This is a genomic window from Streptomyces griseofuscus (assembly GCF_014673495.1).
Classification (GTDB): Bacteria; Actinomycetota; Actinomycetes; order Streptomycetales; family Streptomycetaceae; genus Streptomyces; species Streptomyces murinus.
The window spans coordinates 7,360,720-7,377,637 of record NZ_CP051006.1 but is presented as its reverse complement, the minus strand read 5'-3'; the positions used below and the strand labels follow the sequence as shown (position 1 = coordinate 7,377,637).

General features: G+C 68.3%; 8 protein-coding genes. 1 reads left to right on the top strand and 7 read right to left on the bottom strand.

Going from position 1 to position 16,918, the window contains the following annotated elements; genetic code table 11:
* Window positions 1-10: 10 nt before the first annotated feature.
* On the bottom strand, window positions 11-1,618 hold the full coding sequence (locus tag HEP81_RS33460) for an MFS transporter (RefSeq protein WP_037659151.1): 1,608 nt from the start codon (window positions 1,616-1,618) through the stop codon (window positions 11-13).
* 98 nt (window positions 1,619-1,716) lie between these two features.
* Here HEP81_RS33460 and HEP81_RS33455 point away from each other — a divergent pair, with 98 nt between their 5' ends.
* Window positions 1,717-2,325: a TetR/AcrR family transcriptional regulator gene (locus HEP81_RS33455; protein ID WP_051850389.1), complete on the top strand. Its 609-nt coding sequence runs from the start codon at window positions 1,717-1,719 to the stop codon at window positions 2,323-2,325.
* 111 nt (window positions 2,326-2,436) lie between these two features.
* On the opposite strand, the gene HEP81_RS33450 is transcribed toward HEP81_RS33455, so the two are convergent.
* From HEP81_RS33450 to HEP81_RS33425, 6 genes are all read right to left on the bottom strand, one after another.
* Window positions 2,437-3,795, bottom strand: coding sequence for a cation:proton antiporter (locus HEP81_RS33450; protein ID WP_051850390.1), 1,359 nt, complete (start codon window positions 3,793-3,795; stop codon window positions 2,437-2,439).
* Between the two features lie 142 nt (window positions 3,796-3,937).
* A complete protein-coding gene (locus tag HEP81_RS33445; RefSeq protein ID WP_037659154.1) occupies window positions 3,938-4,423 on the bottom strand; it encodes a PaaI family thioesterase in 486 nt (161 codons plus the stop codon).
* A gap of 12 nt (window positions 4,424-4,435) precedes the next feature.
* The gene (locus HEP81_RS33440) at window positions 4,436-5,353 is read right to left on the bottom strand and encodes an SDR family oxidoreductase (RefSeq protein ID WP_051850391.1); all 918 of its coding nucleotides are present in this window, start codon (window positions 5,351-5,353) and stop codon (window positions 4,436-4,438) included.
* Between the two features lie 28 nt (window positions 5,354-5,381).
* Window positions 5,382-6,911 carry an NAD(P)/FAD-dependent oxidoreductase gene (locus HEP81_RS33435; protein ID WP_157854505.1) on the bottom strand — a complete coding sequence of 510 codons (1,530 nt, stop codon included), beginning with the start codon at window positions 6,909-6,911 and terminating at the stop codon, window positions 5,382-5,384.
* Between the two features lie 66 nt (window positions 6,912-6,977).
* The gene (locus tag HEP81_RS33430; protein ID WP_078967536.1) at window positions 6,978-15,416 is read right to left on the bottom strand and encodes a type I polyketide synthase; all 8,439 of its coding nucleotides are present in this window, start codon (window positions 15,414-15,416) and stop codon (window positions 6,978-6,980) included.
* Between the two features lie 57 nt (window positions 15,417-15,473).
* A complete protein-coding gene (locus tag HEP81_RS33425; RefSeq protein ID WP_207748335.1) occupies window positions 15,474-16,727 on the bottom strand; it encodes a cytochrome P450 in 1,254 nt (417 codons plus the stop codon).
* Window positions 16,728-16,918 lie beyond the last annotated feature (191 nt).

Genomic DNA, 16,918 nt, shown 5'->3' with positions numbered 1-16,918 from the left:
ACGGGCGGTGCTACCTCGACCCCACGGACACGTCGGCCTTCCGGGCCGATGACGGTTCCCGCGGTTCCCGCCTCGGCAGCCACAGCATCGCGGCCGCCGCTGCCAGCAACGCCACGCCGGCACTGACCACCATCGTCACCCGCATCGCGACGAGGAAGGAGTCCTGTGCCGCGGTGACCAGTTCCGCGGCCCGGCGCGCGAACCGGGATAGTTCAGCGGGACCGGACCCGTCGCCTCCGGCGCGTGCCCGCTCGACCGCGAGCAGGGTCGATCCGATGGAATTGCCGGCCTCGCCGCGCGCCTGCTGGGGCAGGATTTCGATACGGTCGCCCAACTGGTTGCGGTATATCGTCCCCAGCAACGACCCGAGCACGGCCACGCCGAGCGCCGTTCCCAACTGCCGGAACGTGTTGGCGAGGGCCGATCCGGCGCCGGACCGCGCCTTCGGCACCACCGACAGCGCTGCCGTCATCGAGGGCGCCAGAGTCGCACCGAACCCCAGGCCGGAGACGAACTGCAGCACAATGAAGACCCAGATGCCGGTGTGGAGATCGAGCAGCGCGAACCCGGTGCACCCGGCGCACAACGTGATGGCGCCCGCCGCGACCACCGCCGCGGAGCCGAACCGGTTCATCAGCGCATCGCTGCGTTGTCCCGTGAGGACTGCCCCCACCGCCACCGGCAGCATCAGCAGACCTGACTGCAACGGCGAGAAACCTCGCAGGATCTGCACATAAAACACCAGGACGAAACTGGCGCCATTGACCAAGAGGAAGGTCAGCGACATGGTGGCGGCGCCGGCCGCGAACTCCCTGGTACGCAGCAACGGCAGGTCCAGCGCCGGATTCGCCGCGCGTCGGGAATGCCATACCAACGTCCCCAGCAGGACGCCGCCGGCAGCGATCGGCCCGAACACCGGAGCGCGCAACCACCCCGCGGGTTCGCCGCCCGCGATGACGCCGTAAACGATCAGCCCGACCCCGGAGGCCGACAGGGCCACCCCCGCGATGTCCAGGCGTCCGGGCTGCGGGGCCTTGGTGTTGGGGACCAGTAGCACGATGGCCAGCATGGCCAGCCCTGCCAGCGGCACGTTCACCAGCAGGGCCGACCCCCACCAGAACTCGCTGACCAGCGCCCCGCCGATCACCGGGCCGCAGGCGATACCGAGCCCGTTCGACACGGACCACAGCCCGATGGCCTTGGCCCGCTCGGCCGGAGGGAAGGCATTGGTGATCACCGCCATGGTGCAGCCGGGGACCACGGCCGCCCCGACACCCATCAGCGCGCGCCACAGCGTCAGCTGTGCGGTGTCGCCGGACCACGCGCCGAACGTGGACACGACGGTGAAGAAGAGCATCCCGAAGACCAGTACATTGCGGTGGCCGAGACGGTCGCCGAGCACGCCGGTGGTGAACATCAGCGCCGCGTACGTCAGGGTGTACGCGTCCATCGTCCACTGCAACTGCGCATTGGTCGCGGAGAGGGACTGCTGAATCGACTTCAACGCCACCACGAGAATGGTGTTGTCCATCACCACGATGAACATGCAGAACGACATCACCGCCAGCACAGCCCACCGGCGTCGATCGGGGTGAACTGTCGGGTCGGCTTCGGCCACGGGGGCTCCTCCGGTCAGAGTTGATCTGTACACGCCTCTGTACCTTGAGTGCCCAATGTAAGGAGGGGCGCCTTGGCCCGTCAAGGTAATCTGGGCGGGTGACCACGCGAGTACGGCGCGACCCGGATGTCGCCAAGCGTTTGATCCTGGAAGCGGCGAGCGAGCTGCTCGCCGCCGGCGGCCCGTCCGCCGTGCAGGTACGGGCCGTGGGCGCCGCGATCGGCGTGTCGGACGCCGCGATCAACCACCACTTCGGCACCCGTGACCAACTACTGGAAGCGCTGCTGCGATTCGGCGGAGCCAAGCTGAGGGCCGAACTGCGCGCCGTCCTGGAGACGTGGAACCACGGCCCGGCGGACCCGGCCGGCCTGGTCCGTGCGCTCCACCGGATGTACGCCGAAGGCTACGCGGAACTCGCGCTCGCCCTGCACCGGTCCGGGTGGCGCGATACGGGCAGCGGAATGCTCAACGAGGTCGTCGACCGGCTGTACACCGAGGCCCGGCGGCAGTCCGCGACCAGCGGGCGCAGGGCGCCGTCACGCGAAGACATCCAAGTGACCGTGGCCGCGATGCACCAGGCCATGGTGATGGAGCCACTGTTCGGAGACGAGTTCCGCCGCAGCGTTGGCCTCGACGGGACCGCGGCCGATCGGCTGATCGACTGGTGGATTCAGGTGTTGCGCACGACCATGAGCTGTTCGGCGTAGGGCCGCGGGCGGACAGACGTCAACTGCCCTGTGAGGCGGCACGGTAGGGCAGGAACCCCTCACCGACGCCGACCGGAGGCACGATATCGCGGTCCGGTCGGCACGGAAGGCTTACGCGGGTGCGCGGTCGCGCTGCGGCACCGCGGCCCCATCGGGGCCGGACTCCCCCGGGGTGGGCAGCATCCGCGCCTCCAGCCGCTCGGGCAGGGCCCAGCGGTACAAAGGTATGGCGCCCGCGGTGGTGATCACCGCGACCAGGACCAGCATGGCGAACACCTGGGGTGTGATCATGCCCTGAGCGAGGCCGATGTTGATGAAGATGAGGATCATCAGGCCGCGGGCGTTCATGAGGCCGCCGACGGCCAAGGACTCGCGCCAGGTGAACCCGACGGTGCGCATGGCGGCGGCGCAGCCGGCGTACTTGCCGATGAAGCCGGCGGCCAGGATGATCGCGAACGCGGTCCAGTTGGTGATGCCGCCCAGTTCGGTGTTGAGTCCGGAGAAGGCGAAGAAGATCGGCAGGAGCAGCACACAGACGATGTCCATCATGCGGCCGTGCAGGGCCTCGCGGAACGCCGGGTTGCGGGGCATGGCCAGGCCCGCGATGAAGCCACCGAACACGGAGTAGATGCCGATGTAATCGGTGAACAGGCCGGACAGCAGCACGATGCCGACGACGAGGTACATGTGGTCGAAGCCGAACTTGCCGGTGCGCTCCACCCGCTCGCCCAGCGGGCGCAGCAGCGGCTTGACAACCAGGAGCATGACAGCGGCGAACACAGCGGTCAGGCCGATGGTGCGCAGGGCCTGCGGGGCGCCGGAGCCGGTGTGCATGGCAGAGAGCACGGCAAGGAAGCACCAGGCCGCGGCGTCGTCGATGGAAGCGCCGAGCAGGGTCATCCGGCCGATCGGGGTGTTCTGCAGACTCCGTTCGTACAGGATGCGGGCCAGCATCGGGAACGCGGTGATGGACAGCGCTCCGCCGAGGAACAGCGCGAACTCGAAGGTGCTGACGCCGGGGCGGGAGAGCTTGCCGTACAGGACGAAGGCGGCTGCGGCGCCGAGCAGCAGGGACGGCAGGATGCCGGAGAGGGCCAGCACGCCCGCGTTCCTCATGTCCTTGGTGCCCTTGCCCGAGCCATGGTCGAGGCCGGCACCGACCAGGAACATGAACAGCGTCAGGCCGATGGTGCTCAGCACGTACAGGATCGGCTTGACCTCGGGCGCGAAGACGGCTCTTTGGGCATCCGGGAAGAGCGCCCCGAACAGGGTGGGGCCGAGCAGGACGCCGGCGACCATCTCGCCCAGGACGCGCGGCTGTCTGAGCCAGATGGCCAGCCGCCCGCACAGTGCCGAACCGGCCAGGATGACCACGATGGCGGGCAGGACCTTGAGGGCGAGTTGCAGGTTCTTGTCGGTGGTAGCGGATGCCAGATGAGCAGCGTGGTGCACGGATTCCCCCGTGATCATCGAGTCCGTGTCGCCGTGACTCCTGCCCTCGCGTGAACGCGGGGGCAGAGAAGTCCGCGGCTTCGCGGCTCCGGGCCAAGGATGCATTCCCTCCCCGGCCGAAGCCGGGGACACCCCGCACTATCAGGGATGGATACGCGGCTCAGGTTTGCGGCAGCCCCACTACCTGAAGCGTGGAGACCGCCGTCGCCACCAGCTTGTTCTTCTCGTTGTGTGCCTCCGCGGCCAGGTAGATGGCTGTCCGGCCGGCCTTCTGGACCGTGGCGGTCAGGGTCACGCGTTCGCCGACGAACACCGGCCGCAGGAAATGCGTCGTCAGGTCCATGCTGGTCGTGGGGTTCTTCGCCGTCAGATAGCTGAGCGGCGCCATGAGGTCGTCGAACATCGCCGCGATGAAGCCGCCTTGGAGTATGCCCATGACATTGCCGTACTGCGGGGGTATCTCCACCGTCGCCGAGATCGACCGGCCCGGTACGAACTTCTCGTATTGCAGGGCCAGTGTCGTGGTCGACGGCGGAGGCAGTTGCAGGCGGATGCCGGGTGGGACGGGAAGGTCGTCGAACGCCGCGATCACGTGCGCCACGATCTGTTCGTGGCCTTTGATCACGTTGTCGCTTTCTGTGTCCATGGAGGGTCCTCTCTAGCTGCCGGCCGACGGCGAAGCCGGTTGTGCGCCGTCGGCCGCCGTCATGGCGGCGAAGTACATCTGCTGTGCGACTTCGGCGACAGCGTCCCACAACTCCCATGTCATCGGGGTCGGTTCGTGGTCCGGCACGAAGCGGTACCGGGTCAGGTCCTCGATTCCCTTGAGGCTCGCGAGGACCTCGTCGTCGATCAGGGCGTTCCCGGTGAACTTCGCCGGATTCTGCTCCAGCACGGCCATGATGGCGTCGACGACGATGTCCTCCGTCCGCCAGTCCCGCGGGTTACCGATGCCGAGGTTCTGCGTCGCCAGCGTCCCGATCAGCGTGCGCGTCCATATCGTGTTGCACGCGATGCCGTCTGCCGCGACCTCCTTGCCCAGGCCGAGGGTCAGCAGCGTCGCGTTGAGCTTCGAGGACATGTACGCCACCTTGCCGCCCATGTGCTGAATCCCCTCCAGGTCCAGCGGCGGACTCAGGTTGACGATATGGCCCCATCCGCCGCGGCGCATGTGCGGAATGCAGTGATGCGCGAGCAGGAAGGGCGCTCGGGCGTTGATGGCCATCACCAGGTCATAGCGTTTGCGCGTGGTGCCTTCGACCGACTGCAACCACATCGCTCCGGCGTTGTTGACCAGGATGTCCACGCGGCCGAAGCGTTGCACCGTCCGGTCGACAAGATTCTTCAGATCCGCTTCGTCGCGCACATCACAGCGCAGCCCCAGGGCCTCTGCGCCCAGCGCCTCGATCTCCCGGACCGTATCCGGGACGCTGCCCGGGAGCCGCCCGCCGGATTCCATCGTCTTGGCGCCGATGGCGATACTGGCCCCCTGCCCGGCCAAGGCGAGGGCGAGTGCCTTGCCGATGCCCCGGCTGCCGCCAGTGATGATCGCTACGCGCCCTTCGAACCCTGTCATACGCGCTCCTCTCGCTCTCCGGCCGGCGTCATGCGCCGACCGCCTCCCGGTCGGGGAGGTCGTACCTCTTGGCGACTTCCTGCTCGAACGAATCCGCCCACGCCTCCAGCCGGTCGACGTTGTGCCGCATCTCGCGGAATGTCCGGTCCGGCGTCTTCTCGGTGAGCAGATCCAGGTGCAGCTGTGCGCAGATCGGCACCTTGCTGTACTCCACGAACAGGTATTTGTCCGGTTGCGTCGCTTGGGCGCCGAAAGCGCGCAGATTCGCCTGCATCCGCGACTGGATGCTCTTGAACCTCGTCGCGATCGGATGGAACTCGGCTGCCGCTTCCTCGTTCGCGATCAGGCCCCGGAAGAGCAGTTGGGAGGGAAGCGCCCAGTAGAAGGACGTGTCCCACATCACCTTGGTGAACATGGCCGGCGCGCTTCCGAAGATCGCGTAGTTCTGGTGGTACATCTCCAGATAGTTCGGCCACATGTCCTCCAGCATCAGCCGGTTGTAGGTCTGCGCGACCTCCGCCGTGAGGCTGCCCTTGCGGTCCAGTTCGACCAGGCGCGTGGCGATGGTGTTCGTGTAGGCGATGTAGTCCGACCCCGGGCTGTAGAAAGCGTCCAGGAAAATGCCGGCCTCACCGACGCAGGCCCACCGATGGTGGGAGAAGATCTGTTCGGAAGCGTAACTGGCGTTCCGCACCCGCAGGAAGTCGAGCGGCTCCGCGCGCTCGATGAACGACGCCAGCGTCGGCTCGTGCTCGCTGATCCACTCCCGCGCCTTCTCCTGCGTGGAGTACGACTGGAACGGATGGATGGCGTCGTCGGTGACGATGCCGATGCTGGTGTTCCCCGAGGACAGCGGGATCATCCACACCCAGTACCCGGTGCCCATGAGGTGGTTGGTCGAGAACCAGCGACGCTCCTGGGTTTTCGGCCGCCACGTCGGGCCCGCGGTATCCGTCATCTTCTCGACGTCGTACTCGCCGCGGAACCGCCACCACGCGGCGTTGATCTTGTGCGGGCTCGGGGCCCCGAGGCGCAGCTTGCGCTGCAGCAGCCGGCGACGCCCGGAGGCGTCGACGACGAAACGCGCCAGTGCCCTCTGCGCACCGCCCTCAGGGGTCTCGAAGTGCACCACGTGGTCGTCATCGTCCGTCGACAGGTCGATGTCCACCACCTGCGCCTGCTCGACGAGATCGACCCCGAGCTCGCTCACCCCCTCGCGCAGGTCCCGCTCGAACCTGCCGCGGTCGATCTGATACGACGTCACCCGTGGGAACCGTCGCGCGCCCAGCTCGGGCCGTGCTTCGAGCGGCCCGTGCGAGTCGCCGAAGAACATCCGCAGGCCGAGTTTGTGCAGGTGCCGACGGTTCATGTACCCGGTGAGGCCCAGCTGTTCACTGAAGTAGTGCGCGCCACCCTCGACCGTCGCCTCACCCACCTTGTAGGCGCCGTCGGGGAACTCTCGCTCGCTGCGTTCCAGCACGAGCACCGTGAGATCGGGCATCGCCCGCTTGAGCTGCCTGGACAGCGTCAGCCCCGCAAGGCCGCCACCGCAGATCACGACGTCGTACCGGTGTGCCGGTTTCATCAGTCTTCTCCTTCGGATCGCCCGTGCGCGGCGGCCGGTTCAGTGGCCGTCCACAAGGCTCGTGAAACTCGGGAAGGCGTCCTCGGCGGACAGTTCCTGGGCGATCGTCCGCATGACTTCCGGGTCCGCGCCCTGGATGAACAGATGACCGCCGGGCACGGTCGTCAGGGAGAAGGCGCCGCTGGTCAGCGCTTCCCACCCGCGCATCTGGTCCAGCGTGAACACCGGGTCGGCGGCGCCGCGCAGTACGGAGATCGGAGCCCGCAGCGGGGTGCCGCTCTCGAAGCGGTAGTCGCCGAGCATCTTCAGGTCCGCCCGGATCGCCGGCATCCAGTGCAGGATCGAGGCTTCCTCCTCGACGGGGATGTCGAGCAGGTGGTTGTCCCGCAGCACGGCGAACACCCTGCTGTCGGGTTCCCGGTCCAGGTCGAAGCCGTCGCGGATGTGCGTGAGGTTGCGCACGTAGTCCTCGACCAGCGTCGGCGCGGGCCAGCCGCCGATGACGAGTTTCATCGGCACCTCGTTGTAGTGCTGTTCGAGGTGCTTGGTGAGCTCGTAGGCGAGGAGCCCGCCCATACTGTGCCCGTAGACCACGAAGGTCCGGTCGAGATGCGGCAGCATCGCCTCGGCCAGCTCCGCCACCATCTCCGGCATCTTGTCCGCCGGAATATCGTCGAGTCGCTCCTCGCGGCCCGGGAACTGGATGCCCACCACCTCGATGGAGTCGGGCAGGTGATCGGCCCACGGCGTGAAGACCGAGGCGCCGCCGCCGACGAACGGCAGCGCGAACAACCGCATCGAGGCGGTGTTGGAGCGGCCGATCACCGTGCGAATCCAGCGCTCCGGACCGGTGACGGGCAGCACCGGCGCCGCGCCGGTGGACTCACCGACGACCTGAGCGAGCACCTCACTGGCGAGTTCGGTGATCGACGGGCCGCGCATCAGGCCCATGGTCGGGAAGTCGATCTCCAGATGCTTCGCCAGGATGTTCCGGATCTGGCCCGCCATCAGCGAATCCATTCCGAGGTCGGTCAGCCCGACGTCCTGGGGGAGCCGATCGACCGGCATGTCGAAGATCCGTGATATCTGCTGTGACAGCGCGCTCGCCAGCCGCGGCATCCGCTCGTCATCCGGCAGTTCGAGGAGTTCTGCCCGCAGGCCCTCGGTGCCGAACCCGGCCGCGGGGTGAGCCGCGTCCTGCGCCGCGAGGTGGGCGAGCCGCGGCGAGCTCCGGATGATCGGCATGACCTGATTCATCTTCGGCCAGTTCACGCCGAAGACGCTGGCGCTGCTGACGCCCTGGACCAGGCAGCGGCCTATGAAGTCGAGTGCGTGATCGGGCGAGATCGGCGTCCAGCCGAGCCAGGACAGGGTGTCGAGCTTGTTGCGCGCGACGAACCCGACTTCGGCGATGGCACCCCAGTTGACCGTCAGCGCGGGCAGGCCGGTCTGCCGGCGGTGCAGGGCCAGCGCCTCCAGGAATCCGTTCGCCGCCGCGTAGTTGGACTGGCCGGGAGTGCCGACGTTCCAGCTCATCGACGAGAACATGACGAACGCGTCCAGGTCGAGTCCGCGAGTGTGGTGGTGCAGGTGCCAGGCGCCGTCCACCTTCGGCCGCACCGCTCGCAGGAATTGTTCCTCGGTCATCGCGGCGAGCGGGCCATCCGCGATGACCATGGCGGCGTGGTAGACGCCGCGCAGCGGGGGCAGCGCCGAGATGCGCTCGATCAGACTCCGCACTTCCGCCTCGACCGAGACGTCGGCACGCTCCAGGACGACGTCGACGCCCTTCGCGCGCAGCGCCGCGATCGGCTGCTCGTTCTCGGCATCGATCTGTGCCCGGCGTCCGACCAGGACGATGGTCCGCGCCCCCTTGGCGGCGAGCCACCCGGCGGTCCGCAGACCGAACCCGGTGTAACCGCCGGTGATCAGGTAGGTGCCCTCGGGATCGATCGCCACGTCACCGGTCGCGCCCGGGTACACCAGGACCTCGTCCTCCGCATCGAATCCGACGACGACCTTGCCGATCTGTTTGGCGCCCGCCATGAACCGGAACGCCGAGGCCACCTCCGCGGCGCCGAAGTCGGTGTGCGGCAGCGGCGGCAGCGCCCCCGCGTCCACATGCCGCAGGACCGTGGTCATGGCCTCCCGGCAGCGGTCCGGGACCTCCCGCAGCATGCGGTCGATGTCGACAGCCGAGTAGCTCAGGTTGTTGCCGAACGGCCTCAACCCCAGCTGGTAGTTGTCGTAGATGTCCTTCTTCCCGATCTCGACGAAGCGGCCGTGCGGGCGGAGCAGCTGGAGGCTCTTCGCGATGGTCTCGCCCTGGAGGGAATTGAGCACGACATCGACGCCGTCGTAGCGCCGGCGGATCTCGTCGGCGAACGTCAGCGAGCGGGAGTCGAAGACGTCTTCCACACCCAGGGACCGCAGGTACTCCCGCTTCTCCTGGCCGCCGGCGGTCGCGACGACCGTCGCACCCAGCAGGTGCGCTATGTGGACCGCGGCCAGGCCCACACCGCCGGCGGCGGCATGCACCAGCACCCGCTCGCCCGCGCGCAGCCGGCCGACGTCAACCAGCGCGTACCACGCGGTCAGATACGCCATCGGCAGCGTCGCGGCGTCAGCGTCGGACAGCCCGCGGGGTGCGGGATACACGTGCTGCTCGCCGGTGACCACACGGGAGCCGAAGCAACTGCGGGCGAAGGCGACCACGCGGTCACCCGGTGCGCACCCCTCGACCTCGGCCCCGGTCCCCACGACGACACCGGCGCATTCCACACCGAGGTTCTTCTCGTAGAAACCGCCTGAGGCCGCGCCCTCCGACAGTACGCCGAGGGTCAGCATGATGTCGCGGAAGTTCAAGCCGGTCGCCGTCGGCTGGATGGCGACGTCGTGCGGGCCGAGATCGGGCAGCGTCACCTCCTGGTACCGCAGCTCGTCGATTCCGGGTTCGGCGGGCACGCCCAGCGCGAACGTGGTCCCGTCCGACACCCGCACGGGGGCCGCGACGGAAGCCTCGAACTCGGCGGGCGAGAGGTGCTCGAAGCGGTCGGTGAAGCGGTTCCCGCCGCGGTAGGCGACCTCCTCCTCCGGCGTCCGCACGTGTTGCAGCTCGTCGAACAGCTGCGTGGCCCGCACGTCGGCGCCGGACGCCGGATCGAAGTCGATGATCTTCGCTCGCAGGCTGCTGTGCTCACTGAGCAGCACCCGCAGAATGCCCCAGCTCGGCAGCTGTGACGGCACGGTCCGATCGGCCCGGTCCACTACCGGCCCGCCGGCCGTGGCGACCCAGAACCGCGGAGCCTCGGTCCAGTCCAGTTGCTCGACGGCCTGCGCCAGAGCGATCACGCTGTAGGCGCCGTCGCGTTCCACCTGCGGCAGCAGCGCGCCGGTCAGCTCGGTCGCGGCGTAGTCCAGGTTCCACAGGTGCAGGACCCCGGGCACGGCGCCGGCCTCTTCGCGTACCTGCTCAAGCACGCGCCGGAGGTCGTCGGCGCTGGCCGGGTTCGCCCGGTAGCGGCTGTCGCCGAGCGGCTCGAAGGCTTCGCCGCGGGTGACGAGGACGCTGCCGCCGGCGGCCTCCCCGAGCCGGTCGAGGAAGTGTTCGCCGACGCCGTCGGCGTCGGCCAGCACGACCCAGGAGCCCGGTTCGACACGCGGCTGGTGGGGTGTGAGGTCCAGCTCCTTCGCCCGCGCGGTGATGACCGAGCAGCCGGTCTGCCGCGGGTCGGTCATGTCGGAGAAGATCTGGACGCTCTCGAAGCCCGCCGTGGGCAGGAACTCCTGCCACTGTGCCTCGGACATCAGCGGGTAGTGCGGCCGCAGTTCGCGGTCGGCGAACCGCCACCATCCGTCGGTCATGCCGAAGGTCAGGTCGACCCAGTGCGGCGGGTTGGTCTCCTCGACGACGATCATCAGCCCGCGCGAGGTGAGCAGCCGCTCGACGTTGCCGAGGGTGGTACGCAGCTCCCGGGTGGCGTGCAGGACGTTGGCCGCCAGGACGATGTCGAAGTGGTGCGGATCGAAGCCCTGCTCCGCGATGTCCTGTTCGATGTCGAGAATCCGGTACTCCACGATGTCGTGGCCGGCGAACCGCTGCTGTGCCTTGTTCAGGAAGAGCTGGCCGATGTCGGTGAACACGTATTCCGCGCGGTCCGAGGGCAGCTGGTTCAGGATCCAGCCGGTCGTGCCGGCGGTGCCGGCCCCGATCTCCAGCACGCGAATGGGCCGGTCCTCCGGCAGCCTCCGCACACATTCGGCGACGGCTTCGGCGACCATGCGATTGCACCGCTCGAACGAGAACGAGGTCTCGTAGAGGTCGACGACCGACTGGAATTCGCTCTCCGGGAAGATGAGCTCGACGGGATTGACCTCGTCACGCAGTACGGCCGCCTGCTCGGTGCCGCAGCGTTCCAGCACGGCGTACTCGGACTCGCATTCGGGATGCTGCTCGCGCAGTCGCGCGAGCGCCGCTGCGGTGTCGATGCGGGCGGGCGTGAGCAGCAGTTGCCAGGCGTCGCCGTCCTCGCCGGTGATGCCGTGCTGGGCGAGCAGTTCCAGCAGGCGGGCCAGGTAGTCGTGGTGCTTGCGGTGAACGCCCAGCTCGCGCGCGAGGTCATCGAGGGTGAAGCGACGTCCGGGCGTGAAGTCCATGCCGAGCTGGTGGAACGCCTCGGTGACGTAGGCGATGCAGAGCCGGTTCATCTCGGCTTCCGTCTCCGCGTGGTATTCGCGGTTGAGCGGCCAGTCGCGGATCTCGTCGGCGATCGGGGCGATGGCGGCCCGCAGCGCGGACGCGTCCGGCACGAAATCGGCGGGCAGCAGCGTCCGCTCGCGTACCGGCGCTGGACTCCACTGGTACTCGTAGAGCCACTGGAGCAGCGTGTCGCGGTCTTCGGTGGGCTGGGTGATGGACTTGCCCTTGAATCCCTCGAACTCGGCCACCAGCTCGCCGTCCTCGTTGAACAGCCACAGATCGCCTTCGCAGTAGGCGATGTCGTCGAGGACGTGTGCCTGCCCGTAGCAGTACAGCCGCTTGCCTGCCTTGGCGTGGAAGCTGAACCGCCTGACGTCGAACGGTATGTAGAGCGTCTTGTCCTCGGTGTTCGGGTCGTTGCCCATCGCGATGGACAGCGACTGGAAGCACGCATCGAGCAGCGCCGGGTGGATCAGGTGCCGCGGCGCTTCGTCCGCGATGGTGTCCGGGGTGTCGATCCGTCCGAGCGAGCGGAGTTCGCCGTACTTCAGCCGCGAGATCACCCGGAACGTCGGCCCCAGCATCAGGCCGTTGTTGCGGAACTTCGCGAAGACCTTCGCCGGGTCGAATTCGAGCGGGCAGTGGGCTTCCAGCTCGGCGAACGGAACGGGCGGCTCCGCGTCGGGGGCGCCGGCGCGGACCGTGCCCTCGGAGTGCAGGACCCATTCCTTGTCGCCGTCCTGCAGGCTGTAGACCCCGAAGTGCATCGACGGGGACAGCACCACCTGGACGAGCGGCGCCGGCCGGTCGTCGAAGACGAACAGCGGGCGGCGGAACTCGACGTTCTCGACCGAGTACCGGCCCGGGCCGAACGCCTCGGTCGCGCAACCGACGACGAGATCGAGGTGGCCCGCGCCGGGGAACACGATCGGCCCCTGCACGCGGTGGTCCTCGAGCCACGGGAACGTATCGGTGTCCATCGTCAGTTCCCACACGTACTTGTCCGGCTCGTCGGCGACAGGGGAACGGGTCCCGACGAGCGGATGCCCCTGCGAGGGGAAGCGCCGGCTGCGCGAGAACGGCGTTTCCAGCCAGTGCTCTTCGCGCTGCCACGGGTAGAAGGGCAGCGGCACGCGCTGGGTGCTGCCGTCGAACACGCGCTGCCAGGCGAGGTCGAGACCGGCCGCGTACAGCGATCCCAGCGAGGACCGCAGGGTGAAGCCGTCGGGCTGCTTGCGGTGCAGCGACGGCACGGCGGTCCCCGTGGTCTGCCGCTTGGACAGCAGCTCGCCGATGGCGGTGGAGTGGATGGGGTGCGGGCCCAGCTCGATGAAGGTCGGGTGCCCGTCCTTGATGAGCCGGTCGATGGTGGGGGCGAACCGGACGGGCTCGCGGATATTGCGCCACCAGTACCCGGCATCGAGTTCACCGGCCGAGACCGGGGCGCCGGTGACCGTGGAGTACATCGGTACGTCGGCCGGGCCCGAGGTGATGCCGGACAGCGACTCGAACACGTCGTCGCGCAGCGGGTCCATGTGGTGGCTGTGGAACGCGACCTTCACCTGGAGCATGCGGCAGAAGATCCGGTCCCGCTCCAGCTGGCTGCGGATCTCCTCCAGCGCGTCGGGGTCACCTGCCAGCGCGGTCGATTCCGGGCCGTTGAGCGCCGCCACCGAGACGCGTCCGCGATAGCCGCTGACGAGCTGCTCCGCGGCGTGCTGGGGCAGGCCGACGGCCAGCATCGTGCCCTTGCCCGACGCCTGCTGCTGCACCCGGCTGCGATGGTAGATGACGCGTACCGCGTCCTCGAAGGACAGCGCGCCCGAGACGCACGCGGCGGCCACCTCGCCGATGCTGTGACCGACGACGGCCGCCGGGGTGATGCCCCAGCTCTGCCACAGGGCGGCCAGTCCGAGCTGGATGGCGAACACCGCGGGCTGCGCGATGAAGGTCTCGCCGATGCGGCTTTCGTCCTCGTCCCGGTTGAGCTCCTCGAGCACGCTCCAGTCGGCGTGCCGGCGAAGTTCGGCGTCGACGCGCTCGACGGTCTGGCGGAAGACCTTGTTCTGGGCGAGCAGTTCGCGCCCCATGCCCCACCACTGCGGGCCCTGGCCGGAGAAGACGAAGGCGACATTGCTCGCGCCGGATGCCTTCACACCGCGGTGCAGCCCCTCGGGATCGGCTCCCCTGGCCACGTCACGCAGCGCGTCGCGCAGTTCCTCCGCGGACGAGCAGGCCACGGCCAGCCGGTGGTCGTAGTGCGAACGCGTCCGGGCCTGCGCGGAGGCGATCTCGGACAGGGCGGCCGTCTTCGGAGCCGCCAGGAAGTCGGCGTACGCCCCGGCATAGGCACGTAGTGCGGCGTCCGTTTTCGCGCTGAGGGTGAACAAGACCGGCTCGTCCACCGCGCTGCCCGCCGCCAGGGTCTCCGTCGGCTCCTCCGCCGGCGGAGCTGCCACGATCACGTGCGCGTTGGAGCCACCGAAGCCGAACGAGTTCACGCCTGCCAGTCGCGGTCCGGTTCCGGGCCAGGGCTGGCGGGTCTGCGCGAGCCGCAGCCCCAGCTCGTCGAACGGGATGGCCGGATTGGGCTCCTCCGCGTGCAGGTTCGCGGGGATCTCACCCTTCTGGACGACGAGGCACGCCTTGATGAGGCCGACCATTCCGGCGGCCGACTCAAGGTGGCCGACGTTCGACTTCACGGCGCCGACGACGCAGGGGCTCCGTCCGATGCGCCCGGTTCCCAGTACGCGGCCCAGGGCGCGCGCCTCGATGGGGTCGCCGACCGGGGTGCCCGTGCCGTGGGCTTCGATGTAGGAGATGTCGGCCGGAGCGACCCCCGCGTCGCGGCAGGCGTCCGCGATCATCTGCGCCTGGGCGTCCTCACTCGGCACGGAGATGCCGTTGGTGCGTCCGTCCTGGTTCGTCGCACTGCCGCGCAGCACCGCGTAGATGCGGTCGCCGTCGGCCACGGCCGCGGACAGCGGCTTGAGCACCACCGCGCCCGAACCCTCGCTGCGGATGTAACCGTCGCCCGTCCGGCTGAACGACTGGCACCGGCCGCTGGGGGAGAGAAATGTCCCCTGGCTGAAGCCGATCGTTGCCTCCGGGAGCAGCAGCGTGCTGACGCCGCCGACGATGGCCATCGTCGCCTCGCCCGAGCGGATGCTGCGGAGCGCGAGGTGGATGGCGACGAGCGACGAGGAACACGCCGTGTCGACCGTCATGCTCGGACCGCGGAGGTCGAGCAGATAGGAAACCCGGTTGGCCACGATGCAGTTCGTCACGCCGGTCATCGTGTGACCGCCGATCAGATGCCGGTTCTCCGGATTGAGCTGGATGATGCCGTAGTCGTGTCCTGACACACCGGCGTATACGGCCACCTTCTGGCCGGCGATGTGCTCGGGCGGGATTCCCGCGTCCTGCAGCGCCTCCCAGGTGGTCTCCAGGAACAGTCGCTGCTGCGGGTCGATCCTCGCGGCCTCGGTCGGCGTGATGCCGAAGAAGTGGGCATCAAAGGAGGACACGTCGTCCAGGTAACCGCCGGTGCGGGTACGCATGTGCCCGGGTCGGCCCGCGTCGCGGTCGTAGAAGGCATCGGCGGTCCACCGGTCCTCCGGCACTTGCCGTACCGCGTCCCGCTCCTCGACCAGCAATCGCCAGAACTCCTCCACGTTGCCGACCTGACCCGGGAACCGGCAACCAATTCCTACGACGGCGACGCCCTCATGTGCCGGTGACGCGCTCTCGGTCGGGGAGCCGTGGGCAGCATTCATCATTCAACCTCGTTCTGAGCGATGCTTCGGTCGACTGGGTAAACCGCGCTGTTCCTGTGTTCAGGCCACCGTGGACGGTGTGACCTGCACCTTGCGTCCCAAGTGGACGGGCACCTGCGCATAGCCGCGGAACGTGAGCTGCTGGCGGAGCCGGGGCGGTGCCGCGGCGCGCATGTCGGGGAAGCGCTCGAACAGAGAGCGCACCGCGTGCGTGGCTTCCATCCGGGCCAGACTGGCCCCGAAACAGGCGTGGACGCCGTAGCTGAAACTCAGGTGTTCGTTGGCGTTCGGCCGGGCCACGTCGAACCGCTGCGGGTCGGTGAACACCGCGGGGTCCCGGTTGGCGCCCGCCAGCGACAGCATGACCATGGAGCCCTGCGGCAGCTGGACGCCCTCCAGCTCCAGATCGGTCAGCGCCTGACGGGCCGTGATGAACACCGGCGGCTCGTACCGCAGCGCCTCTTCGACGGCGTTGGGCCACAGCTGCGGTTCCGCGCGCAGCCGGTCCAGCTGCTCCGGGAGGCGGAGCAGGAGGGACACGCAGTGACCTATCAGATTGGCGGTGGTCTCGAATCCGGCGCCGATTATGATGCTGGCGTTGGCTTTGAGGGCGTAATGGTCCAGATCGCCGCTCCGCACCAAATTGCTGAGGATGTCGTCGCCCGGTTCCCTGCGCAGCTTCTCGATATGCCGGTCGAGATAGTCGTTCAGGCTCTGTGCCGCTTGCATCGCGCGGCCGTACGTCCGCCGGGAGATGCCCACGTCGAGCATAGGCGTCATGTCTTTGCCCCAGGCCAGAAACTTCTCCTGGTCTTCCCGGGGCATGCCGAGTATGTCGAAGATGATCGCGATGGGCACGCGCGAGGCGAAGGATTCGACCAGCTCGATCGAACCGCCGGAGGGCATGGCGTCGAGCAGTTCCTCGGTGATGGTCTCGACCGTATCGCGCAGCTTCTTGACCGCGCGCGGCGTGAACGCGGATACGACCGGCTTGCGCATCGCGGTGTGGTCCGGGGGATTCATGCGCAGCATCGCGGGCGGATCGGCCGGATTGGCCGGCGGTGGCACCCGGTTCGCAAATCTCTGCAATACCTTGGGAATCTGTATCCTGGCCGAGCTGCGCACGCCGAACCTGTCGTCCCGCAGGACCGACCGCACCAACGCGTGGTCACAGGTCACCCACGGCAGCGGCGTCTTCACCAGCCTGCCCTGGCTGCGTATCGTCTCGATGTACGGGTGCGGATCGGCGATCCCTTCAGGACCCATCATCCGGGCGAAGGTGTCGCCTTTCCGGGACTGCACGCGCAGCACCACCCGCGGGACACCATGCAGGGAAAACCAGCGAAGCCAATATTGCCGCGTCATGAGCAGCACCCAATCCCGACGAGAGGTGTCATCACTACGACTCCGAGCAGATCGACTCGGGCGTGTGGCCGGGTTCCTGAGCGGCGCCTGGTGGATGGCCTCGGCCGCATGACCCTGCCCCCTCGTTTCCGCTGCCCAGT

What these genes read in the sequence shown, in the direction of transcription:
- HEP81_RS33450 (WP_051850390.1), bottom strand. Translation starts at nt 3,795, where the DNA reads ATGATCACGGGGGAATCCGTGCACCACGCTGCTCATCTGGCATCCGCT.
- HEP81_RS33445 (WP_037659154.1), bottom strand. Translation starts at nt 4,423, where the DNA reads ATGGACACAGAAAGCGACAACGTGATCAAAGGCCACGAACAGATCGTG.
- HEP81_RS33440 (WP_051850391.1), bottom strand. Translation starts at nt 5,353, where the DNA reads ATGACAGGGTTCGAAGGGCGCGTAGCGATCATCACTGGCGGCAGCCGG.
- HEP81_RS33430 (WP_078967536.1), bottom strand. Translation starts at nt 15,416, where the DNA reads ATGATGAATGCTGCCCACGGCTCCCCGACCGAGAGCGCGTCACCGGCA.